19 protein-coding genes and 1 tRNA gene are annotated in these 21,085 nt (G+C 61.1%); 5 read left to right on the top strand and 15 right to left on the bottom strand.

Going from position 1 to position 21,085, the window contains the following annotated elements:
- Positions 1-15: 15 nt before the first annotated feature.
- Positions 16-414 (top strand): MerR family transcriptional regulator, encoded by a 399-nt coding sequence (locus P8R33_RS10150; RefSeq protein WP_060703638.1) that lies wholly within the window; start codon positions 16-18, stop codon positions 412-414.
- A 137-nt stretch (positions 415-551) separates the two neighbouring features.
- On the opposite strand, the gene P8R33_RS10145 is transcribed toward P8R33_RS10150, so the two are convergent.
- The 13 genes from P8R33_RS10145 to P8R33_RS10085 form a co-directional block, all read right to left on the bottom strand.
- Positions 552-1,946 (bottom strand): aldehyde dehydrogenase family protein, encoded by a 1,395-nt coding sequence (locus tag P8R33_RS10145; RefSeq protein WP_156843021.1) that lies wholly within the window; start codon positions 1,944-1,946, stop codon positions 552-554.
- Positions 1,943-3,583 carry an acetolactate synthase large subunit gene (locus P8R33_RS10140; RefSeq protein WP_156843020.1) on the bottom strand — a complete coding sequence of 547 codons (1,641 nt, stop codon included), beginning with the start codon at positions 3,581-3,583 and terminating at the stop codon, positions 1,943-1,945. Before P8R33_RS10140 ends, P8R33_RS10145 begins: the two co-directional genes overlap by 4 nt.
- 92 nt (positions 3,584-3,675) lie before the next feature.
- On the bottom strand, positions 3,676-4,629 hold the full coding sequence (locus tag P8R33_RS10135; protein WP_156843019.1) for a cation diffusion facilitator family transporter: 954 nt from the start codon (positions 4,627-4,629) through the stop codon (positions 3,676-3,678).
- Entirely contained in the window at positions 4,629-5,498 is an 870-nt protein-coding gene (locus P8R33_RS10130; protein ID WP_156843018.1) for a hypothetical protein, read from the bottom strand. The genes P8R33_RS10135 and P8R33_RS10130 overlap by 1 nt, the downstream gene beginning before the upstream one ends.
- The gene (locus tag P8R33_RS10125; protein WP_156843017.1) at positions 5,495-6,124 is read right to left on the bottom strand and encodes a cation efflux transmembrane domain-containing protein; all 630 of its coding nucleotides are present in this window, start codon (positions 6,122-6,124) and stop codon (positions 5,495-5,497) included. Before P8R33_RS10125 ends, P8R33_RS10130 begins: the two co-directional genes overlap by 4 nt.
- On the bottom strand, positions 6,121-6,492 hold the full coding sequence (locus P8R33_RS10120; protein WP_156843016.1) for a SpoIIAA family protein: 372 nt from the start codon (positions 6,490-6,492) through the stop codon (positions 6,121-6,123). The genes P8R33_RS10125 and P8R33_RS10120 overlap by 4 nt, the downstream gene beginning before the upstream one ends.
- A gap of 22 nt (positions 6,493-6,514) precedes the next feature.
- Positions 6,515-9,778, bottom strand: a complete 3,264-nt coding sequence (locus P8R33_RS10115) for an efflux RND transporter permease subunit (RefSeq protein WP_156843026.1) — start codon at positions 9,776-9,778, stop codon at positions 6,515-6,517.
- 43 nt (positions 9,779-9,821) lie between these two features.
- Complete coding sequence (locus P8R33_RS10110) at positions 9,822-10,970, bottom strand: efflux RND transporter periplasmic adaptor subunit (RefSeq protein WP_156843015.1); 1,149 nt, start codon at positions 10,968-10,970, stop codon at positions 9,822-9,824.
- A gap of 11 nt (positions 10,971-10,981) precedes the next feature.
- Positions 10,982-12,235 carry a TolC family protein gene (locus P8R33_RS10105; RefSeq protein ID WP_156843014.1) on the bottom strand — a complete coding sequence of 418 codons (1,254 nt, stop codon included), beginning with the start codon at positions 12,233-12,235 and terminating at the stop codon, positions 10,982-10,984.
- 63 nt (positions 12,236-12,298) lie between these two features.
- On the bottom strand, positions 12,299-12,673 hold the full coding sequence (locus P8R33_RS10100; protein WP_156843013.1) for a hypothetical protein: 375 nt from the start codon (positions 12,671-12,673) through the stop codon (positions 12,299-12,301).
- A gap of 124 nt (positions 12,674-12,797) precedes the next feature.
- Positions 12,798-13,751, bottom strand: coding sequence for a CDF family Co(II)/Ni(II) efflux transporter DmeF (dmeF, locus tag P8R33_RS10095; RefSeq protein ID WP_278328883.1), 954 nt, complete (start codon positions 13,749-13,751; stop codon positions 12,798-12,800).
- Between the two features lie 130 nt (positions 13,752-13,881).
- The gene (locus tag P8R33_RS10090) at positions 13,882-14,820 is read right to left on the bottom strand and encodes a DUF2493 domain-containing protein (protein ID WP_278329063.1); all 939 of its coding nucleotides are present in this window, start codon (positions 14,818-14,820) and stop codon (positions 13,882-13,884) included.
- 1,077 nt (positions 14,821-15,897) lie between these two features.
- Positions 15,898-16,806, bottom strand: a complete 909-nt coding sequence (locus tag P8R33_RS10085) for a DUF7146 domain-containing protein (protein ID WP_278328882.1) — start codon at positions 16,804-16,806, stop codon at positions 15,898-15,900.
- A 138-nt stretch (positions 16,807-16,944) separates the two neighbouring features.
- On the opposite strand from P8R33_RS10085, the gene P8R33_RS10080 reads away from it, so the two are divergent.
- The 3 genes from P8R33_RS10080 (at position 16,945) to P8R33_RS10070 (ending at position 18,330) form a co-directional block, all read left to right on the top strand.
- Positions 16,945-17,529 (top strand): lytic transglycosylase domain-containing protein, encoded by a 585-nt coding sequence (locus P8R33_RS10080; protein WP_278328881.1) that lies wholly within the window; start codon positions 16,945-16,947, stop codon positions 17,527-17,529.
- Between the two features lie 64 nt (positions 17,530-17,593).
- Complete coding sequence (locus P8R33_RS10075) at positions 17,594-18,145, top strand: thermonuclease family protein (RefSeq protein ID WP_278328880.1); 552 nt, start codon at positions 17,594-17,596, stop codon at positions 18,143-18,145.
- The gene (locus P8R33_RS10070; protein ID WP_061921215.1) at positions 18,136-18,330 is read left to right on the top strand and encodes a DUF6961 family protein; all 195 of its coding nucleotides are present in this window, start codon (positions 18,136-18,138) and stop codon (positions 18,328-18,330) included. The genes P8R33_RS10075 and P8R33_RS10070 overlap by 10 nt, the downstream gene beginning before the upstream one ends.
- 136 nt (positions 18,331-18,466) lie before the next feature.
- On the opposite strand, the gene P8R33_RS10065 is transcribed toward P8R33_RS10070, so the two are convergent.
- Together P8R33_RS10065 and P8R33_RS10060 are read right to left on the bottom strand one after the other, a co-directional pair.
- On the bottom strand, positions 18,467-19,690 hold the full coding sequence (locus tag P8R33_RS10065; RefSeq protein ID WP_278328879.1) for a tyrosine-type recombinase/integrase: 1,224 nt from the start codon (positions 19,688-19,690) through the stop codon (positions 18,467-18,469).
- 165 nt (positions 19,691-19,855) lie between these two features.
- A tRNA-Leu gene (locus tag P8R33_RS10060) sits at positions 19,856-19,942 on the bottom strand.
- Between the two features lie 192 nt (positions 19,943-20,134).
- Between P8R33_RS10060 and P8R33_RS10055 the strand changes: the two genes are divergently transcribed.
- Positions 20,135-21,085, top strand: a complete 951-nt coding sequence (locus tag P8R33_RS10055) for a complex I NDUFA9 subunit family protein (RefSeq protein ID WP_278328878.1) — start codon at positions 20,135-20,137, stop codon at positions 21,083-21,085.

Below are 21,085 nucleotides of genomic sequence, written 5' to 3'. Positions count from 1 at the left end.
GCAGGAGCCTTTGTCATGAGAATTGGTCAACTTGCCCGGATAACCGGCGTCAAATCCGAAACAATCCGCTTCTACGAGCGTGAGGGTATCCTCGCTGCCCCTCCACGCACGCGGGCCAATTATCGCGATTATGGACCAGCAGAGGAAGCGCGCCTTAACTTCATACGGCGCGCGCGTGATCTCGGCTTCTCCATGGCACGCATCAGGGAATTGCTCGATCTCTCCGATGATGCCGACCGGTCCTGCGCGGGCATCGACGCTCTGGCCAGAAGCCATCTCGGCGAGGTCGAGCGCAAGATCGCGAGCCTGGAGGCGTTGCGGACGGAACTTGGGCGTATGATCGCTGCCTGCGAGCAAGACACTGTAGGCGATTGCCGCATCATCGATGCACTTGCGGGTACCGCCGAGCCTTGATGTCCGCGCCTCGTGCGCCAGTTCGGTCAGGCTCGCCAATGCACGGCTTTTGTCGGCCGCCCATAAGAGACTTAACTTCGGGAAAGGCCGACGAGTGCGAAGCTGCCCGTGTCGCCATCCCGGGTCTGTCGAACGGGCTATGATGCCGCCGCAGGCCAGTTCCAGACGGCCATTTTTTCAATGCTCATATCCGCCATAGTGTAGGGGATCCCGCCGACGCCAAGCCCGGAGCGGCGCAGCCCTGCAAAAGGCATCCAGTCCACGCGGAATGCCGTATGGTCGTTCACCATCACAGCCGATCCCGCCAGAGACTGTATGCAATGATTGGCGATTGACAGCCGATCGCTGAATACAGCGGCCTGAAAGGCGTAAGGCAGGGCATTGGCCTGCTCGATAGCCAGGTCGATATCGTCATAGCCATACACGCAGATCACGGGGCCGAAGATTTCTTCCCGGGATATCTTGGCACTTTCGGGAGGATCGACAATGACGGTCGGGGAGAAAAGAGTGTCACTCAGACGGCTTCCCCCGCACACCAGGGTGCCTCCTGCTGCGATGGCTTCATCGACCCAGCGTTCGACGCGGTCAACTTCCTCCGTTCGGATCAGGGGTCCGCATTGGGTCTCAGCATCGGCGGGATCGCCCACTACCAGCTTTTCGGCAGCTCGCCTTAGGTCATGAGCGAAGTCTTTCAATTCTGCAGCAGGGACGTACACGCGCTGCACGGAAACGCAGACCTGACCCGAATGATAGAACCCGCCTTTGAGCAACGAGGCGATCACTGCTGCGCGCTCCACGCCGCTGTCCACGATTACCGGCGCCGCGCCGCCGTGCTCGAGAGCAATGCGGGTTCCCGGCGCCAGCTTCGAGCGAAGCATCCAGCCGATCTTCGCAGAACCGATGAATGAGAAGAACTCCGTGCGCGGATCGGTTACCATTCTTTCGGCAATATCGTTGCCGCAAGGTGCGAACCGGCACCAGGCCTCGGGCAGGCCGGCTTCATGAAGAATGCTCACGAAGCTCTGGCATGACAGAGGCGTTTCCAGCGCAGGCTTGATGAGAACGGGGCACCCGGCTGCTACCGCCGGTCCAACCTGATGGACGATCAGGTTGAGGGGGTGATTGAATGCCGAGATCGCCACGACAGGACCGATCGGTTCGCGGAATGTATATGCCGTCCTTCCCGCACCCGCTTCTGTCAGGTCCATGGGGATCTTGTGACCGCCGCCATCGCTGAGCGCCTGAACGCACAAGTCGACGCTGTTGATTGCGCGACTGGCTTCCACGCGCGCATCGACCAGGGGTTTGCCGCCCTCCCTGACGATCTGGAGAGCCAGATCCTCGGCTCGTTCGCGCATGATATCCGCAGCCCGCCGGAGGATGGCGATACGCTCGTGCACGGCAAGCCAGCCATGGCGGTCGCGGTGGAGCAACTGCGCTTCATTCAGCCATTCATCGATTTGAGCCCAGTCGACAAGCGCTACTTCTGCAATCGGCGAGCGGTCGAAGGGATTGTGAACGATCGTTTTCATAGCTCGCACACCTTTGCGCCGAGTTCGTCGATCAGCACCTTCTTGTTTTCGGAATAATCGACGGGCAGGTCGACAAGGTGCACGCCGCCAGCCTCGAATGCGGCGTTCAGGACCGAAACCAGATCCGCGCTTCGCTCGACACGGTGGCCGGTCGCTCCATAGCTTTGTGCGTAGGTGACAAAGTCGGGATTGGAAAAGGTCAGGCCGTAGTCCGGAAAGCCAAGCTGGTCCTGCTTCCAGCGGATCATCCCGTATGCTGCATCATTCAGAACGAGAACGACAAGGTTCAGTCCAAGCCTGACGGCCGTTTCCAGTTCCTGCGAGTTCATCATGAACCCGCCATCGCCGCATACCGCGAGCACTCTGCGCCCCGGCGCCAGCATCGCAGCCATCATGGCCGATGGAAGGCCCGCGCCCATCGTCGCCAATGCATTGTCGAGCAGGATGGTGCCAGGCTCGTGGGCGATGTAGTTTCTGGCGAACCAGATCTTGTAGATGCCGTTGTCGAGCGCAACGATATCATCGCGCGCCATTACGCTGCGTACGTCGGCAACCACGCGCTGGGGGACCATCGGAAAACGTTCGTCGTCGCTGGTCTCGGAGATGTGCGAAGCAATCTCGTGATGCAGGGCGGTATAATAGCTGCGGTCGCACTGCAGCTTGCCATCGAGGCGGCTTCCCAGCCGCTCGACCGATCCGGCGATGTCGCCGATGACTTCGAGCTGCGGGAAGTAGACCTGATCGACTTCAGCCGCCTTGTAATTGATATGGATGACGGTCTGACCGTCCGGCTCCATGAAGAAGGGCGGCTTCTCCACCACGTCGTGACCGATATTGACGATCAGATCGGCCTTCTCGATCGCGCAGTGAACATAATCGCCCGACGATAGCGCCGCAGTGCCCAGATAGAGTTCGCTATCTTCATCGACCACGCCCTTGCCCATCTGGGTGTCGAAGAAGGGAAAGCCGGTATCAGACACGAATTTGCGCAACGCTTTCGAAGCGCGGCGGCGGTTCGCTCCAGCTCCGATCAATAGCAAGGGCCGTTCCGCAGCAAGAATACGCCGGGCCGCTTCGTCGAGCGCAGCATCTCCGGCGACCGCATAACGCCTGTCATGCGGCGGTATGACCGGTTCGATCGTTTCCTCTTCAGCGATATCTTCGGGCAGTTCCAGGAGGACGGCTCCGGGTCTTTCTTCCTGCGCCAGACGGAACCCTTCGCGAACGAGCGAGGGAATGCGATTGCCGTTCACGATCTGGGTCGAAGCCTTGCAGAGCGGCGTAAACAGGGAAACGACGTCGACAATCTGGAACTGGGCCTGTTTCGAGGTCTTGATCGGTTTCTGCCCGGTAATAATGACGAGCGGAAAGGCCCCGAGCGCGGCATAGGCCGCCGGTGTGGTCAGGTTCGTGGCACCAGGCCCGAGCGTTGCCAGGCACACACCTGCCTTGCCGGTCAGGCGGCCATAGGTCGCCGCCATGAAGCCAGCGCCCTGTTCGTGACGGGCCAGAACCAGCGTGATGGCGGAAGTTCGCAGCGATTCCAGGAGATCCAGGTTCTCTTCGCCTGGAACGGCGAAAACATATTCGACTCCCTCGGCTTCGAGTGCGGCGACCATGAGATCGGATGCTTTCATTCGTTGGTCCTCATTTTACGAGTTGCAGGGCGGTTCATGCCGTGCGCTGCCAAGCTGCTTGCCCACAGCGACCGACCCGATCGCCGCGCTTGTCAATGGTCGTGGTCATGGTGATGGTTCTTCTCGACCTGATGGTCCGGGATCATGTCCGGATCACAGTCCGCAGCGAGACAGGCTTCGAACGTTGCATGGGCGATGGCGTGCTGCGTCTCGAGCATACCGCGAGCCCGCGCCTTCACATCCTCGAAAGCCTGCAACGAAGATTCGGCAGGAACGATATGCGCCTCAAGCGCGCGATAATGCTCGCTGATGCTCCAGATATGGACGTGATGGACGTCGGCCACGCCTTCTGTGTCACGCAGGTCGCACACAATGCGATCGAACTCGCTTTCGTCCGGCACCGCACCCATCAAGAGCCGCACCGTGCGAGGCAACAAAGTGACGCCTTGCCAGATCACATAGGCAGCAATGACCACGGTGATGATCAGATCGGCGATATAAAGTTCGTATCGCAGAATGAGTACGCCAGCCACGATCACACCGACCGAAGCCAGCGCATCGGACACATTGTGCAGAAAGGCGGCTTTCATGTTGAGGGAGTTTTTCGAGCTGGCGTAGACCATCACCGCCGTAACCACGTCGATCACCAACGCTATCCCGGCGACCCAGATTACGGTCCACCCCTCAACGGGTTGAGGGTCTGCGAAACGGTTGATCGCCTCGACGAGCAGATAGAAGCCGATGATAAGCAAAGTCGTCAGATTGATGAGAGCTGCCACGACTTCCGCACGAGCATAGCCGAAGGTCATAAGCTTGTCGGCTGGCCGGCGCCCGATCCGCCTCGCAAACAGAGCCAGTCCAAGCGATGCCGCGTCGCTGAAGTTGTGCAGCGCATCGGCGATCAGTGCGAGCGAACCCGACAATATCCCCCCGATGATCTGGGCAACAGTCAGCAGGACGTTGAGGGCGACGGCCAATACAAGGCGGCCGTCGCTCATGTTCTCTTCGCCGTGACTGTGCCCGGCATGACCGCCGGATTGTGCCATTACCTGCCTCCTTTTTCTCTTCTCTTGGTCGTCGTAACGGACTGCGCGGGGGAATGCTGGAACGTGCTGTTCGAAACATCGAGTTCGCGCGACAGTTCTCCAAGCGCCGAGATCGCGAGGCCGAGCAGGGCGAATCCTCCGACAAATGCCGGGAGCGTCATGTGATTGGCGGCGACCGATCCGGTTCCCATGCGAAGCAGCGCGCGCGCCGATGCAACTATAAGAAAGCCCGGGATAATAGCCGCTAGCCAACCTCGCCCGCTGTCGGTGAATCCGTGCAGCGCCCAAAAGGTCAAGAGAGCGATGCCGATGAAAAGCAGGGAAAAGAGGACAAGTAGCGCAAGCTGGTCCATCCTGCTCACTTGGGCGGATCGGTATTCATCGATCGCCTGGCGTCCTATTTCCAGGTTCGCAAAAACAAGCGCTGCAGACACCGCCACTGCTGTCGTGGCGGATGCCGCAGCGGCAGCACCCAAGAGAACGCTGTAAGGCAGGATTTCGAACGCAATCGACACCGAGATGCGACGAACCAGGGTTGGCCTATCGAAACATCGCTCGGGTCCGTCATCACCCCGTCTGAGTCTTGCGTATCGGCCAAGCTCGCTGAAAAGCAGAAGTAGCAGCCCGCCCGCCAGCATCAAACCAGTGAGTGCCCAGCGGGTGAGAGGGGATTGTCCCAGCGGAAGAGTTAGCAAGACGGCAAGGGCTGTAAAGGCACCCGAAACGCCGCCTGGCAGGAGCGGATGCAGGAAGTTCCAATTGCCTTTCGCCAATTTGCCGCCAATCATGACCCCGATGCCTGCTAGCATCGCCAGGACAAGGACCCGCGAAAGGTCCTGCGCGGCAAACAAAGTATCGAATAGCGTCAATTCCTTTTCTCGCCGTGGACGGTCCCCGCCTCCTCATGCACATCCATATGCGTATCGCGCAGGATCTGCACTCCGCCGTAGAGCGCTATGCAGGCGACCGCTATTCCGACCACCAGATCGGGCCAGTTGGCACCGGTAATCAGCACAACGATGCCGGCGATGATGATCCCGCCATTGGAGATGAAGTCGTTGAAGCTGAACGTTGTCGCCGCCCGCATATTGACGTCCTTGTTCTCCATCTTCTGCAACAGGCGCAGGCAGTAGAGATTCACCAATCCCGCGACGAACGCCATCGCCATCATCAGCATGCCGCCCGGATCGGAACCTTCCACGAACCGACGGTAAGCATCGAAAATGACCCCAGCAGAGAAGATCAGCAGCATGATGCCGGAGAAGCGCGCGGCTCCGCGCTTCCAGGTCCGCGAGCGGGTTAGCGCAAGCAGGCTGAGCGCATAGACGATTGCATCCGATGAATTATCGAGGCCGTTTGCCAACAGCGCGTTGGAATCGGCAAAATACCCGACCGCGAAAAAGCCGATCGCGATGGCCACGTTAAGCCACAGGACAACCCACAGGGTCTTGCGCTTTTCAGGCGACCCGACATCGACCTCATGACCGCCACTCATGCTGCGTCCTCCCCGGTTCGTACCCAGCTTTCGGCATGACTACGCTGTGATGGTTGGAAGAACTTCATTTCGGCGCGGAAGAGCGACGATGACATCTCCGTGCCCCACTCTTCCCATTTGCTGTCACCGATTATGGCGATCCGGCCGAAACAATCCTTATGCCGGACGTCGAACTTGAGATCGCGCCAGAGACCTCCGAGGTCCCAGCCCGAAAAATCAGGCGCGAGCTCGATTACCATCGGGACGGTGCCGGCCTCGCGCTCCGCGATACGTTCGAATTGGGGAACAAAGCGGTTATAGTCTTCATCCTCCAGCCTGCCTCCGGCGCGTATCCAGAGCAGTCCGTTCTCTTCCTTCAGTGCCAGCACCGTATTCTCCTTTCCCGATCGGTCATGCGATGTCCTTCAGTTCGCGCTCTTCATCGCTCGTCACATTGCGACGCAGACGGTCCCACCACTTCTCGCGCCAGCTTCGCTCGTCGTCGGAACTGTGCAGTACGAGCCGCGCGATCGCGGGAAGGACGAACAGCGTGAGTGCGGTCGCAGTGATCAGGCCGCCAATGACGACCGTAGCCAAAGGACGCTGCACTTCGGCCCCTGTTCCGGTTGCAAGAGCCATGGGTACAAAGCCGAGTGAGGCCACCAGCGCGGTCATCAACACCGGTCGCAGGCGCGCGAGCGCGCCATCTGCGATCGCGTCATCAAGTGGCATACCACTTTCAAGACGCTGCCGGATCGCGGTCATCATGACGAGACCGTTGAGCACAGCCACACCCGACAGGGCAATAAAGCCGACCGCCGCCGATACCGAGAAGGGCATGCCTCTCAACACGAGGGCAAACACACCGCCCGCCAAGGCCATCGGGATGGCGCTGAACACCGCCAGGGCCGGAACCCATCCACCAAGCGCCATGTACAGCAGGAGCAGGACAACGGCGAAGCAGATGGGCACCACGATCGCGAGCCGAGCCTGCGCTTCCTGCAGGTTCTGATACTGCCCGCCCCACTCGATGAAGGAGGCAGGGGGCAGATCGACCTGGGCCGAAACACCTTCCTGCGCTTCTTCGACAAAGGAACCGAGATCGCGTTCGCGGACGTTGGCGGAAACGATGACGAGCCGGCGACCCTGTTCGCGCCGGACTTCGGCGAGACCATCGACGACCTCAAAATCGGCCAGCGTTCGCAGCGGAACCGTGACGCCGTTTTCGAGGACGATCGGCAGGGCTCCTAGCTGGTCGAAATCGTCGCGCGTTGCGTCTGCCAAGCGTACGACGACATCGAAGCGGCGGTCGCCTTCGAACACCAGGCCCGCCGGTCGGCCGCCAAGGGCGATGGCAACGGATTGCGCCACGTCCTCGACCGTGAGACCGTACCGCGCGATGGTGGGACGATCGAAAGCGATGTCGAGCGTCGGAAAGCCCGTCACCTGCTGCACCTTTACATCGGCCGCACCCTCGACACCGCGAAGTACGCCTGCAACGTCGCCCGCCGCTTCGGTCAGTGCGGTGAGATCGTCGCCGTACAGCTTGACCGCCACATCGCCGCGTACGCCTGCGATCAGTTCGTTGAAACGTAGTTCGATAGGCTGACTGAACTCGTACAGGTTCCCGACAAGACCGCCAAGTGCACTCTCCATCTCGCCAACGAGTTCATCCTTTGGCAAATCCGGGTCTGGCCACTCCTCACGCGGTTTCAGAATGACATAGGCATCCGATGCGTTGGGCGGCATGGGATCGCTGGCGACTTCTGCCGTACCGGTTCGCGAGAAGACCAGCTCGACCTGCGGAAACTCCTCGAGCCTGTCTTCGACCCGCCGCTGCATCGCCAAGGATCGTTCGAGTGAGGTCGAAGGAATCCGAAGCGATTGCACCGCTATGTCGCGCTCGTCGAGCTGGGGAGTGAACTCACTGCCAAGAAAGCCGAACATTATTGCCGCGACAGCAAACAGGCCAGCACCAGCACCGATAACCGGCCAAGGACGCGCAATGGTCTTGCGAATAGCGGGACCGTAGCGATCCTTTGCCATACGGATCGGTTTCACCTCCTTCTCGGTCAGCTTCTTGTTAAGCAGGACCGCAATCATCGCGGGCACGAAGGTGAGTGACAGCACAAAGGCCGAAGCCAGCGCGAGCATGACCGTAATCGCCATTGGCGAAAACGTCTTGCCCTCGACCCCGGTGAAGGTGAGCAGCGGCGCATAGACCAGCAAAATGATTGCCTGTCCGTAGACCGTCGGCTTGATCATCTCCTGCGCGGCAAGCCGCGTCTCGGTAAGGCGTTCGCCCAGGCTGAGCAGCCGGCCTTCGCGATGCTGGCGCGTGGCAAGCCGCGCGACACTGTTCTCGACGATGATCACCGCGCCATCGACGATCAGGCCGAAGTCGAGCGCGCCGAGGCTCATCAAATTGCCCGAGACGCCCAGCCTGTTCATGCCGATGGCCGCCATCAGCATCGAGATCGGGATGACCAGGGCCGCGATAATGGCGGCCCGGATATTGCCGAGCAGGAGGAACAGCACCGCGATAACCAGCAAGGCGCCCTCGACCAGGTTTTTTTCGACCGTGGCGATCGTCGCATCGACAAGCGAAGAGCGGTTATAGACAATTTCTGCCACCACGCCGTCGGGTAGCGATGCGCGCACCTCTTCCAGTCGGTCTGCCGCCTGAGCCGATACGGTGCGGCTGTTCTCACCGCTGCGCATCAACACAGTGCCGACGACCGCTTCGTCGCCATTCAGCGAAGCAGCCCCCGTGCGCAGATCGCCCCCGATTTCGACATTCGCTACATCGCCGATGCGGATGGGCACACCCTCGCGCGTCGCGACGACAGCCTCCTCGATATCGGCGATTCCGCCCAGTCGCGCATCGACGCGAACGAGCAGGGCTTCATCGGCCCGGTCCACGAAATTGGCGCCCGCCGCGAGATTGGCGGCCTCGAGCGCATTGATCAGGGAGTCGAAAGACAGGCCGTAGCCTGTAAGCCGTGCCGGATCGGGCTGAACGAGGAATTGCTTCTCGAAACCGCCGATTGAATCGACCCCGGCCACGCCGTCGATCGAACGCATGAGGGGTGCCACGACCCAGTCCTGCACAGTACGCAGATAGGCAGCCTTGGCGACCTCGCTTTCCAGCCGGTCGCCGCGCTCGGTTATGAAGCTGCCATCTCTCTGCCACCCAGTCCGGCCGCCTGTGGTCGCTCCCTTGCCGCCGGGATGCTCGTATTCGATTGTATACATGAGCACTTCGCCAAGCCCGGTGGAAATTGGCCCCATGGTCGGCTCCGCCCCTTCAGGCAGCGAGGCGCCGATCGGCGCGAGACGTTCGTTCACCTGTTGGCGAGCAAAGTAGATGTCGGTGCCTTCCTCGAAGATGGCGGTGACCTGGCTGAAGCCGTTGCGCGAAATCGATCGGGTCATCTCCAATCCCTCGATCCCGGCAAGCCCGGTTTCGATTGGAAAGGTCACCTGCGTCTCCACCTGAGAAGGCGAAAGCGCAGCCGCGCTGGTATTGATCTGCACCTGTGTGTTGGTGATATCCGGCACCGCGTCGATCGGCAGGCGCAACAGATTGAATGCGCCATAGATTGCCGCGAAAATGGTGAGGACGATAATCGCCCAGCGGAATCGCACGGCAACATCGAGGATCATCCCGATCAGGCCATGGTGATGGCTATTCTCGTCCGAATGGGACGACGTTTGATCAATGGCCATGTTCTGCGCCCTCCTTTTCGAGCTCGGCTTTCAGCAGGAAGGCATTGGCGGTCGCGATACGCTGACCCGTTTCGAGGCCGGACAGGATCGTCACCATCCCGGCGGATCGGCTGCCCGTTTCCACCTCGCGCGCCTGAAACCCGCGGCGAGTCCGGACGAACACCACATCGCGGCCCTCAAGCACCTGCACGGCATCTTCAGGAACCGCGATAAGGGTCTGATCCACTTCTCCCGAAGGGCGGATGCGAGCCTGAAGGAACGAGCCAGGCTGAAGACCTGGAACAGCGCGCGAGATGCTGAGGACAGCTGTCGCGCTTCGGCTTTCAGGATCGAGCGAAGGCGTGACAGAGCGTACGCGCGCGCCGATCTCGCGACCATCGCCAACAATCAGTGCTGCCTCATCGCCGGGCTGGATGCGCGAGGCATCTTCCGACGGTAGCGCGACTTCGACCTGGAGACCGTTCGGATTGACGACCTGATACAGTTCCTCGCCGGCATCGACGAAGGAGCCAAGTACGATTGGCGCAGCCGTCACGCGTCCGGATAGGGGACTGGTGACGGCGAGCGAGCGACCGTCACCGCTTACCCCGGCAGCGCTGACCGCGGCCTGGGCCCGGTTCAATTCGGAACGGGCGACATCGAGATTGGCGCGCGCGGCTTCCAGATCCTGCCGTGCGGTAACATTCGCCTCGAAAAGGCGATGTTCACGATCAAATGCCGACGACAGTTCGGTCACGCGAGCACGAGCTGCACTGAGCTGCGAGGCGAGCGCAGCAGCATCGGCGCTTTCAATCCGTGCAACAGTCTCGCCCTGGCGGACATAATCACCAAGCGTCTTGCCCACAGTGCGTACCACACCCGATGCGCGCGCATCGATACGCGCACTTGCGGTCGGACTAGCGGCTACCGTGGCCGGAAATACCAGGTCGACGGATGCACCATAACGTACTGTACCGATTACAATTTCGGCAGCCCGAATCTGTTCTTCGCCGATCAGAACGAGGCCCTCCGGCAATTCTGTTTCGGCTGCTTCTTCGACGCCACCGGTATCGACTTCACTGTCAGGCCAAAGCATCAGAAGCAAAGCTGTAGCGAAAATGACGATTCCGGCGATGATCGCCAGTTTCTTGCGGTTCATTTGAATATTCCTCATTGTGCGGCCAGCCGGATCAATTCAGCAGCAGCCTGCCCCCGGTCCTGCTGGGCAGCGATCAGGGCTTCACGAATTGCATCGCGCGCTTCGGCAGCGCTCAACACCTCGATCAACGGAAAGCGGCCGTTGCGGTAGCCGATGCGGACAAGCCGCAGCGCCTCTTCGGCCTGGGGCAGCGATGTCCGGGAAAGCGTTTCGACGCGCGCCTCAGCAGCGAGATACTGCGCCCGCGCCCGGGTTACCGATTGTTCAAAATCCGCCAGTGCCACGGCCTCGCGTGCATTTGCGGCGCGAAGCCTCGCTTCTGCAGCCGCGATATTGCCCTGATTGCGATTGCTGAACGGAAGCGGGATCGAGACGCCTACAAGGAATGCGTTGTCGTTGCTTTCTTCGAAACGGCGCACACCGGCCGAGACGACCGGATCGGGAACGCGCAAGCTGCGCTCACGATCAATATCTGCCGCAGCAGCCCTGCTTTCGGCGCGCGCCACCCGCAACTGGAGCCCTCTCGCCGCAGCCAGTGCAACTCCAGGTGGCCGGATGTCCGGAAAGTCCGCCGGGACTACAGGGGGCACGTCCTGAACGCCCCAGAGAGACGCGAGAGCAGTGCGCGCCGCGAGACTGGCCGCTTGAGACGCTTGCAATTCGGCGCGCGCCTCTGCCAGAGCCGCCTCTGCACGCAAGGCGCGCAAAGGTGGCTCACGGCCTACTTCGACCAGCAGTCCTGCAATGCGAGCGAGCTCTTCGTTCCGTTCGACCACATCGCGGGCCAGTTCCACGCGCGATGCAGCGGCCGCCGCTGCGACATATCGCTCGCGGACGAGGTAGCCGAGTTCGACATCGGACAGGTCGGCGCGAAGGTTTGCAAGCTGTGCTTGCGCCCGGGCAGCTTCGACCCGGGTCCCCCGCTTGTTGCCAAGTTCAAGGCGCTGCCCCACCGCAAGCGTGTATTCGGTAGCCCGCAGTCCGGAAAAAGCGCCGCTTCCGGCGATATTCTCGACCTCGAACGAAACTTCGGGGTTCGGTCGGAGACGCGCCTGTCCGACGAGCGAGCGAGCGGCATCCGCTTCGGCGCGCGGTCCCACCATACGCGGGTTCGCGGAGATTTCATCGACTTCGCCCGTGACACCTGAGCGGCTCAGCGCGTCTTCGAGCGTCAGAAGCTCACGCTCCTGCGCCGCCACGGTCGTGGCATGAGCGGCGAGGAACAGCCCTCCAAGGAGGACTCCTCGCCAATGAATGGCTAACATTTTCCGAAAATTCCTCTGCTGACAATCCGAACTGCGCTGCGGCATGCAGCGCGGTGACGGTCGTCAGGCGCGAGGAGGGCGCTTCAGTCGGTCGGTAATGTCGGAAGCGAGCGCCTCGGAGGGAGGCGCATCGGGAACCACAACCAAATGAGGGACCGAATCCTTCTGCACGGTGCTGGCAAAGCTTGCCCCATGATGACAATGGCCGTGCCCACACATGCCGTGTTGCTCGGTCGGCGCATCCGAATCACCCGGAACTTCGTCGGTAGCTGCGGATGACGCGGACGCGCTGTCGAGCGAAGCCAGAACGGGCGTGCTTCCGGGCGCCACTTCGGCGCCGCAAGCAGCAGCATCCGCCGCGGTCACGAACACCATCGCGACCAGCATGAGCAGGACGACAAAAGGATGCAGGACAAGGCGACGATAGCTTGTGGTCATGGATTCCGACGGCTCCTAGCAAACCGGATCAAGATTGCAAGCTCCGTAATACAATGAAGTATAAGTCGTTTGTTACAGTATAACAGTCCTCGAATACTGTTTCGGCCTTGCAAGAACGGGACGATCAGGCTGCGCGAAGCTCGGGATGGGGATGCTCACAGCGATGCACTTCGATCGTGACGTGCACATATTCCGCATGCTCTGAAAGTCGGCTCGCATAATGGTCGGGCGCGAGCGGATCACCGGCGATGAGCGAGGCGATGACCGCATACTTGCCAGGGCCGATCCGCCAGATGTGCAGATCGCCGATCGCGGCGTCCCGGTCCTCGAGCGCCTCGCGCACCTCTGTGTACCGTTGAGAGGCCGCTTCGGCGTCCACAAGCACGGCAGCGGTATCGCGCAGCAGTGACCATGACCAGCGCCCGATCACGAATGCACCCACCAGCCCCATTGCCGCGTCCATCCATGCCCAGCCGAGGTACATGCCGGCGAGAAGGGCCACGATAGCCAGGACCGAGGTCAGGGCATCGGCAAGCACGTGGAAATAGGCGGAGCGCAGATTGTTATCGGCATGCGCATGGTGGTGGTGATGATGATGGTCGTGATCATGCCCATGGTGATGATCGGCACCAAGCAGCCAGGCACTCGCGAGGTTCACCACAAGGCCGAGCACGGCGATCCAGATCGCCTCGGTATAGGCAATCGTGAGCGGGCTGACGAACCTTTGAGCCGATTCAACCGCGATCCCGATTGCGAAGATGGCGAGGACAAGCGCGCTCGCGAAGCCGGCGAGGTCGCCCACCTTGCCGGTACCGAATGTGAAACGCGGGTTGTTCGCATGGCGCCTGGCAAACCAGTAGGCGAAGGCCGCGACCCCCAAGGCACCTGCATGGGTCGCCATGTGGATACCATCGGCGAGAAGCGCCATCGATCCGGTCCACAGGCCAGCGACGATTTCGACCACCATCATCGCGGCGGTCAAGGCAACGACATAACGCGTGCGCCGCTCATGGGCGTCGTGCGAGGCGCTCAGGAAGTTGTGGTCATGGGCGAGCGGATTGGAGTCGGCGTGATGCATGCGAGGCTGATACCCCGAGATGCCTTTCCAAGAAATCCCCTCTCCAACCGAAAAGGCATTCGACGACGATCATCTGTGATGATCGCCGCAGCTAACCGATGGTAGAAATGCTGCGGCGACCAACAGGCTATTATCCCTTAGTCTTGGATCCGGACGTGACGGTCCTGCGATCGACCACGGTGATCCGGCGCGTCTTGGCATCGATCACCAGTCGTTCGGTGACGCCATTGCCCGGAAAGGCGACGACATAACGCGGATTGAGCGAAAGCATTTGCTCGTTGCGCTTGAACCCGGCGCGGGCACCAAGCCGACGATCAAGCGAGTAGGTCAGTTGCTGCACTTCGCGGCGTTCAGCCCAACTCGCGGCCAAGCGATCGGCTCCCTTGCCGTCGCCGCCATGGACCAAGAAGAGATCGGGAACTGCATCGCGAACCTTGTCCAGCGTGGCCCAGATATTGTCGGCATATCGCTTCGCATCCTCGGCGCTCTCGAAGCTCTGGCGACCACCGGCGAAAACGACCGGAGTTCCTTCCGGAATCAGAGCGTGACGCCGGTTCTCAGCACGTGCGCGGAGGAAATCGCGGGCATCAATCACAGCCGAGGTCAGGTGGCGCGAATGACTGGTCCGCGAGCCGGAAACGGGCTTCCACGAGGAACCGGTCTCGTCGCGATAGAGTGCTGCCGCAGCCTCGCGCATCTGCTCGAAGGCCAGCATGCTCGCTTCGGCAGCCTGCGCGCGCTCAACCTGCTCTTCAAGATTGCTCGAATGCACTTCGGAGCCATCGGCTGATGCGAGGAGGACCCGGATCTCGTCGCTGGCCCGGTCAAGCTGAGCCGACTTGCGGCTGGCTGCGCGGTGGAAGAGATTGACCACGCCCCAGGCAATGTCCTCGGCATCAGCCTCCAGGGCCGTATCGGAAAACATCGCGAAAAGGTCGGACCATACGGCGCCAAGCGTCTGGTCGATCGCGTCCTCGCAGGGAAAGTCGGTCTCGTTGAAGGGGGCTGACCTGATGCTGAGGCCTGAAAGGTCGAGGCCGCTCAACTGGTCGATGAAGCTGTCGTACATGGGGTGTCTCCTGATCGCGGGGACAAGGAGAGGAGGCACCATTGCCTCGGTCCTGTCCGCCGGAGCCCGATCAGGGCCGGGACAAGGGGCGTGACGCACCGCGCAGCGGGAAACCTGCGGCCCTGCGGCTGGCGCGGGCAACACGGGCCGACGGGCCGCAGGTTGCGGCGCGCCCCGACCGGCCCAAGGGCCTCTCCCGGCGGACAGGGATGAGGCAGGATCAGGTCCCGATGTCGCAGGTGGATCGGGAGCGCTCGAAGATCGCTTCGCCATTCGAGAATCGCCCGACCAGGCGCAGATCCCCGAACAGGTCAATAAAGCGTCCCGACACCTGGGCGAGCCAGTGCCGTGCCCTTGCCGTTCGTGGGACGTAGAAATCCGCCTCCCAGTATCGGGCACGGACGACGGAACAGGGCCGCGAAGCAGGTCGGCGATCAGTTCCCCGTCATGCGCAGTGATCGTGGCCGAAGGGAAGATATGGGCCAGACCGTCTCTTCTTGCCGGATCGATCTCGTTGAGGAGCAGCGAAGCGTTCTGGAGGCAGCCCCAGAGAGCGAGGGCGCCATTGCCGGCGGACGGTTCGAGTAGCGTGTCGTGCTCAGAGATAGCTGCGCCCTTTGCCATCAGCCAGGTCAGCATTGGCGGGGTCGAGAACTGCTGGAGCTCGACCTGTGCTTCGCTGCGAACGTGCCGCGGCGGCAAGGCTGCTTCGAGCCAGTCAAACCGCGCGTCGGCTTCTTGCACGCTTGTTGCCAGATCGATGCGTGAGGACTCCCGAAGCCAGAGCAGTGCGCCGATCTCGACCGCGTTGTTGTAGTCGTCGATGGTCCAGGCACCTCCCCAGTCCAGAACACCGGTCTCTTCGGCGAAAAGGCCAGCGATATCGACACGGGAAAGGTGACGTCCCGAAGCAAGAAGCGCGGCAACTCGGGTGCCGATGGCATAGGCCAGGGGCATTGACGGAAACTGCTCGCCGGCGGGAAACAGGTCTGATTGAAACATGGCAATTCGTCCTCCTGATGAAGGCATCGGGACACGCCCTCTGCCGGATCAGGAATTCGAGAAGCCTTCTCTCCTCTACCGCGCCGCCTTGCGGCGCAGCCATGCTGTGAGTTCATCGTTCCAGTCGGTATCGCGTGAGGATGGATTGCGGACCTGGATCGTCCGCCCATCGCGGGCATGAGCTTCAATGCCACGCGATGCAGCCAGCTCGCCGCCAGCATCGTGATCGACGAAAAGATGAAGCTCGGTCACGCTCTCGGGCACGCTGACGAGGCCGAATCGCTCATTGCCAAGGGTCGCCCAGACGGGAATGCCGGTGAGAGCATAGGCCGACATCGCGCTCTCGATGCCCTCGGCGAGGCCGAGCTTGCCGGAGGCCGGAGCGAAGAGACGGACAGCAGCTTCACCCAGCGCGCCGAGCGCGCGCTTCGGTTTGTCGAATTCGGCCTTGGCATTGCCCGAAAGGAACGTGCGATGGATGGCGATCGGCCCCTCGTCGAGGCTGACCGCCGCAATCATGGCAGGCAAAAAGCGGGTGCATCCCTTCGGACCAAGCGGCGTTCGTGGATGGAAGCGGAGCGCCGGCGATGCGGCGAGGATGCCGCGGCTCTCAAGATATGCCTTTGCCGGACTGGCACGCAGTGGCTGTGCATCGCGCCAGATCCTCAGCGCTGCCGCCGAGGGTTTGCGCGTTCTGGTCTGCTCGGGACCTTCGGTAGTCGCAGAAGCTGAAAAGAGCGAGGTTACGTCGACACCTTCTCTCGCCAGAGCAGCCAGCACGCTCTGCTGATCGCATCCCGCGAAACAGTGGAAGAGGATGGCCTTTTGGCCGAGCGACACACCGAGTGACGGCGTGCGGTCATCATGCGCAGGGCAGCAGGCCATGCCCTTTGTGCCGGACCATTTGCCCCCTCGCGATTCGCAAATGCGACGGGCGGTCTCGGCAAGCGACCGGTTGGGATGAGCTTGGTCAGACAGGGACATGCGAGCTCCTCAGCAAGCAAAGTGGCCCCCTCGTCAGCGTTCCTCTTCTCTCCCAAAGGCAGGCATTCGCTGCTTTCCTACAGGCATATGTTCTACTTATGTTCTATCTCGATTCGAATCAATGGAGCACCACTCGAGATGACCCGCCTCAATCGTCGGACCGCGATAGCGTTCGCCTGTTTAGGAATGATCGCGACCTCCTCACAGCAAGTCCGCGCCCAGGGTTTCACCTTGTTCGAGCACGCAATCGTTCCGCCGAAGGCGGACCAGCAGCCGGCAAGGGAATATCTTCCTGCAATCTACCAGGCCGGGCCAGCAAACGTGTCCTACCGAGAAGGCCTGTATATGGCGGCAATAGCCGAGGCCGAGCGCCGGTACGGGCTTCCGACCAACCTGCTTCGGGCTCTCATCTGGGCTGAATCCCGCTTCAATCCGATGGCTGTGAGTCCAGCCGGTGCTGCCGGGCTGGCTCAGCTTATGCCGGCCACGGCGCGAGAACTGGGCGTCCGGAACCGTCATGACCCTCTTGCATCGATCGACGGTGGCGCCAGGTACCTTCGCGATATGTTGGACCGGTTCGACGCGGTCCACCTAGCCTTGGCAGCTTACAATGCTGGCCCAGGTGCCGTCTCCCGATCACGCGGCATTCCCAACAATGGTGAAACGCCGCAATATGTCCGGTCCGTGTTGGGACGTTGGCAAGCAATTGGTACGTACAATTGACGAAACTGCCTGATTTCCGGCTATTGTCTGAAGTCATGTGCCGGAATGAAGACGGACAACGCTAGTGAGTGAGACCCCCAGTGAGCCGTTCGACTTTCGCAAGGCGTTGAAGGCAAAAAAGCGCCGGAAGCTGAGAAAGGAGATCGCATTGGGTTTGGGAGCATTCGCGATCGTATTTGCTGGAGGGATGCTGGCACTCAACTGGCCAGTCCATGATGCCAGCCTTGCTAACGACGATCAGCAGCCTCAGGCTTTAATCCAGCAAGCGAGCTCCCCACAGTTCGACATCTGCGGATCCATCCGGCGCACATGCGTCGTGGATGGAGATACTTTCTGGCTTGATGGCGTGAAGATCCGCATTGCCGACATCGACACTCCCGAGATTAGCGAGCCTCGTTGCGACTATGAATACCAACTTGGCATACGTGCGACGCACCGCCTTGTCGAATTGCTCAATGACGGGCCCTTTGAACTGAGGACCATCGGTAGCAGAGACGAGGATCAGTACGGTCGCAAGTTGCGGGTTGTAACGCGCGGCGGCCGCTCGCTTGGCGATCAGCTGGTCAGCGAAGGCCTGGCGCGAACCTGGATCGGGAGACGTGAACCATGGTGCTGAACCGCGATCAGGAATTGTGGGCCGTCGCGCTCTGGGTCGAAAAGAACCATGGCGAAGAGGGAACCGCGTATATCGCGCAGCAAATCCAGCGGCTATCCAACGAAGGGGACGAGGCAGGCATAGCAACGTGGAAGACTGTTGCTGAGCGCTTCGATCAACTTAGCTGCCAAAGCTCTACGAACTGAGGCTCGGCACGATGCGGAATTGGCTTCGAATCTGGGGCATCAGAATTGAGTTCGCCGTGCTGGCGTCAGTGTCCCTGATAGGGCTGATCCTGAGCCTTCAATCCTGCATTGGCTGAGAAGAAATTCGATCTCCCGATCAACCCTTCGCAAACTTCCCCATGATGACCTTTCCTCCTGTCCGCAGCTCATCGAGGTAGTCGCTCCACCATTGAGCCATTCGCACGCGCTCGTCCCAATGCTTGCCACGATGGTAGATGCCACGCACAACATTGCTGTCGCCATGTGCCAGGGCACGCTCGATCGCATCGGGATTCCAAAGGCCCGACTCGTTCAGGAATGTCGATGCTGTCGCACGGAGTCCGTGCGCGGTGACTTCTTCTTTCGAGTATCCCATGCGACGGAATGCGGCATTGAGCGTGTTTTCACTCATGGGACGCTTGGAGCTGCGCGCAGATGGGAAAACATATCCTTCGCGGCCGAGCATCTCGGCCAGATCAGTGAGATAGCCTCTAACCTGCTTGGAAAGCGGGACGGCATGCGCTCGGCGCGCTTTCATTTTACCGGCAGGGATCTTCCAGACCCCATCGACGAGGTCGATCTCATGCCATTCGGCGTGCCGGAGTTCGCCAGGGCGCACGAACACATGCGGCGCTATCTGCAAAGCTAACTTCGTCACCAAGTAGCCAGTGAAGTCGTCGATTGCGCGCAGCAGCCCGCCTAGCTCGGTGGGCTCGAGGATTGCTGCATAATGCGTGGCTCTCGGCGTTACGAGAGCGCCCTTCAGCATACTGGTCGGATCGGATTTGCAGCGGGTGGTAGCAACACCGTAGCGAAACACGCGGCCTGCGAAAGAGCGGCATTTCTTCGCAGTCTCGTGCTTACCGGTGGCTTCCAGTCGTTTGAGAGGAGCCAGGACTTCGAACGGCTCGATCTCGTTGATGGGTCGGTTCCCGATGGCAGGCGCAAGCTTATCGAGGAAATAATTGGCCTTGACGATCGTGCCATCGGCACGGCCATTCTGGACCATCATCTGTTCAATATACTCACGTGCGACTGCCTCGAACGTCTGTGCAGAAAGGAACTCGGCGCGGATTTTCCGCTTCCGCTTCTCAAAGGCCGGGTCGCCCCCTGAAGCAACAGCTCGTCGGGCCTCGTAGGCTTCGTCTCGCGCTTGCTTGAGACTGATGTCTGGATAGCTACCGATGCAGAGCTTCTTTTGCGCGCCGCCGATCCGGTATCGGAATCGCCAAAGTTTGCCGCCGGTCGGCGTGACCTCAACATATAGGCCGCGCTCGTCGGCTACCTTGTACGGCTTATCCTTGGGCTTGAGAGCGCGGAGGCGAGTATCTGTCAGAGGCATGTGGGGGCCTTTTCATCTGGGCCTTTGCGAAACGGCCTCAAAAGGCCCACAAAAGTGTCTGGAACCCCCGAGAACAGGCGGGACGATCCGGAACGATCCAAGGGCCAAATCCCAAGGATTTCTGCGGGTTTTATAGATTATTTGGGAGAACGTGAGAAGAACAAATGGTGCCCAGAAGAGGACTCGAACCTCCACGCCCTTGCGAGCGCCGCCACCTGAAGACGGTGCGTCTACCAATTCCGCCATCTGGGCACACATGCGGCAGCCGGTCGTCTGCGCCGGTCCGCGGGTAGGAGCGCGCCACTAGCGAAGGGGGGCGATTCTTGTCAACTGCAATCGCATGCCCCCCCAAGGCGTTCCGTCCCTCGGAACGCTTGCGGCGCGGCGCGGGTTGTGGCTAGGGGCGCAGCGACAATTCTTACGATCCGGACACAGGCAGTAACGATGGCGAAAAGCAGTGCGTTGAACGGCAAGCTCGTGGTGCTGATGGGCGGCAGCGGCTTCATCGGCAATTACGTGGCGCAGGCTATGCTGGAGCGCGGGGCGCGCGTCCGGATCGCCAGTCGCAACCCTGAAAAGGCCTTCACGCTGAAGCCGCTCGCCAATCTCGGCCAGCTGCAATTCGCGCGCTGCGATGCGACCGACCGGCAGAGCGTGGAGCGCTGCATCGAAGGTGCAGATGCGGTCGTCAATCTGGTTGGCAGCTTCGAGGGCGATCTCTACAAGCTCATGGGCGAGAGCCCGGGCTGGATGGCCGAGGCTGCCAAGGCGCAAGGCGCGAGCGCTTTCGTCCACGTGAGCGCGATCGCGGCGGAACCGGACGAGGAAACTGAGATCGCATACGCCGAGGCGAAGAAACTGGGCGAGGAGCGCGTTATGGCGGCGTTCCCCAAGGCGACGATCCTGCGTCCCTCTATCCTGTTCGGCAAGGATGACGAGTTCCTCAACATGTTCGGCGGGCTGATCGCGCGCCTACCGGTTCTGCCGGTGTTTGCGCCAGACAGCAAATTGCAGCTGGTCTATGTCGACGATGTTGCCGAAGCCTGCGCCCGCGCGGCCGAAGACCCGGCGGCGCATGGCGGCAAGACCTATGAGCTGGGCGGGCCGGAGAAGCTCACTATGCTGGAAATCAACCGCCGGATCGCCGCCGCACAGGGCCGCAAGCGTACATTCCTGCCGATGCCCGATCCGGTCTCGGGCGCGTTTGCCGCGCTACCGGGCACGCCGATGTCGAGCGACCAGTGGAAGCTGCTCCAGCAGGGCAATGTAGTTTCGGGCGACTTCCCGGGTTTCGCGAAGCTGGGGATCGAGCCCAAGCCGATCGGACTGTTCCTCGACAAATGGATGGTGCGCTACCGCAAACATGGCCGCTTCACCGATCTGATGGGCGCCTGA

Origin of the sequence: Qipengyuania flavescens (assembly GCF_029688735.1) — a bacterium.
Lineage (GTDB): Bacteria > Pseudomonadota > Alphaproteobacteria > Sphingomonadales > Sphingomonadaceae > Qipengyuania.
Note: the sequence above shows the minus strand (reverse complement) of the source record. Positions and strands in the feature narration are given on the sequence as shown.

What these genes read in the sequence shown, in the direction of transcription:
- P8R33_RS10065 (WP_278328879.1), bottom strand. Translation starts at nt 19,690, where the DNA reads ATGCCTCTGACAGATACTCGCCTCCGCGCTCTCAAGCCCAAGGATAAG.
- P8R33_RS10140 (WP_156843020.1), bottom strand. Translation starts at nt 3,583, where the DNA reads ATGAAAGCATCCGATCTCATGGTCGCCGCACTCGAAGCCGAGGGAGTC.
- P8R33_RS10055 (WP_278328878.1), top strand. Translation starts at nt 20,135, where the DNA reads ATGGCGAAAAGCAGTGCGTTGAACGGCAAGCTCGTGGTGCTGATGGGC.
- P8R33_RS10070 (WP_061921215.1), top strand. Translation starts at nt 18,136, where the DNA reads ATGGTGCTGAACCGCGATCAGGAATTGTGGGCCGTCGCGCTCTGGGTC.
- dmeF (WP_278328883.1), bottom strand. Translation starts at nt 13,751, where the DNA reads ATGCATCACGCCGACTCCAATCCGCTCGCCCATGACCACAACTTCCTG.
- P8R33_RS10085 (WP_278328882.1), bottom strand. Translation starts at nt 16,806, where the DNA reads ATGTCCCTGTCTGACCAAGCTCATCCCAACCGGTCGCTTGCCGAGACC.
- P8R33_RS10105 (WP_156843014.1), bottom strand. Translation starts at nt 12,235, where the DNA reads ATGTTAGCCATTCATTGGCGAGGAGTCCTCCTTGGAGGGCTGTTCCTC.
- P8R33_RS10135 (WP_156843019.1), bottom strand. Translation starts at nt 4,629, where the DNA reads ATGGCACAATCCGGCGGTCATGCCGGGCACAGTCACGGCGAAGAGAAC.
- P8R33_RS10125 (WP_156843017.1), bottom strand. Translation starts at nt 6,124, where the DNA reads ATGAGTGGCGGTCATGAGGTCGATGTCGGGTCGCCTGAAAAGCGCAAG.
- P8R33_RS10100 (WP_156843013.1), bottom strand. Translation starts at nt 12,673, where the DNA reads ATGACCACAAGCTATCGTCGCCTTGTCCTGCATCCTTTTGTCGTCCTG.
- P8R33_RS10080 (WP_278328881.1), top strand. Translation starts at nt 16,945, where the DNA reads ATGACCCGCCTCAATCGTCGGACCGCGATAGCGTTCGCCTGTTTAGGA.
- P8R33_RS10145 (WP_156843021.1), bottom strand. Translation starts at nt 1,946, where the DNA reads ATGAAAACGATCGTTCACAATCCCTTCGACCGCTCGCCGATTGCAGAA.
- P8R33_RS10090 (WP_278329063.1), bottom strand. Translation starts at nt 14,820, where the DNA reads ATGTACGACAGCTTCATCGACCAGTTGAGCGGCCTCGACCTTTCAGGC.
- P8R33_RS10150 (WP_060703638.1), top strand. Translation starts at nt 16, where the DNA reads ATGAGAATTGGTCAACTTGCCCGGATAACCGGCGTCAAATCCGAAACA.
- P8R33_RS10110 (WP_156843015.1), bottom strand. Translation starts at nt 10,970, where the DNA reads ATGAACCGCAAGAAACTGGCGATCATCGCCGGAATCGTCATTTTCGCT.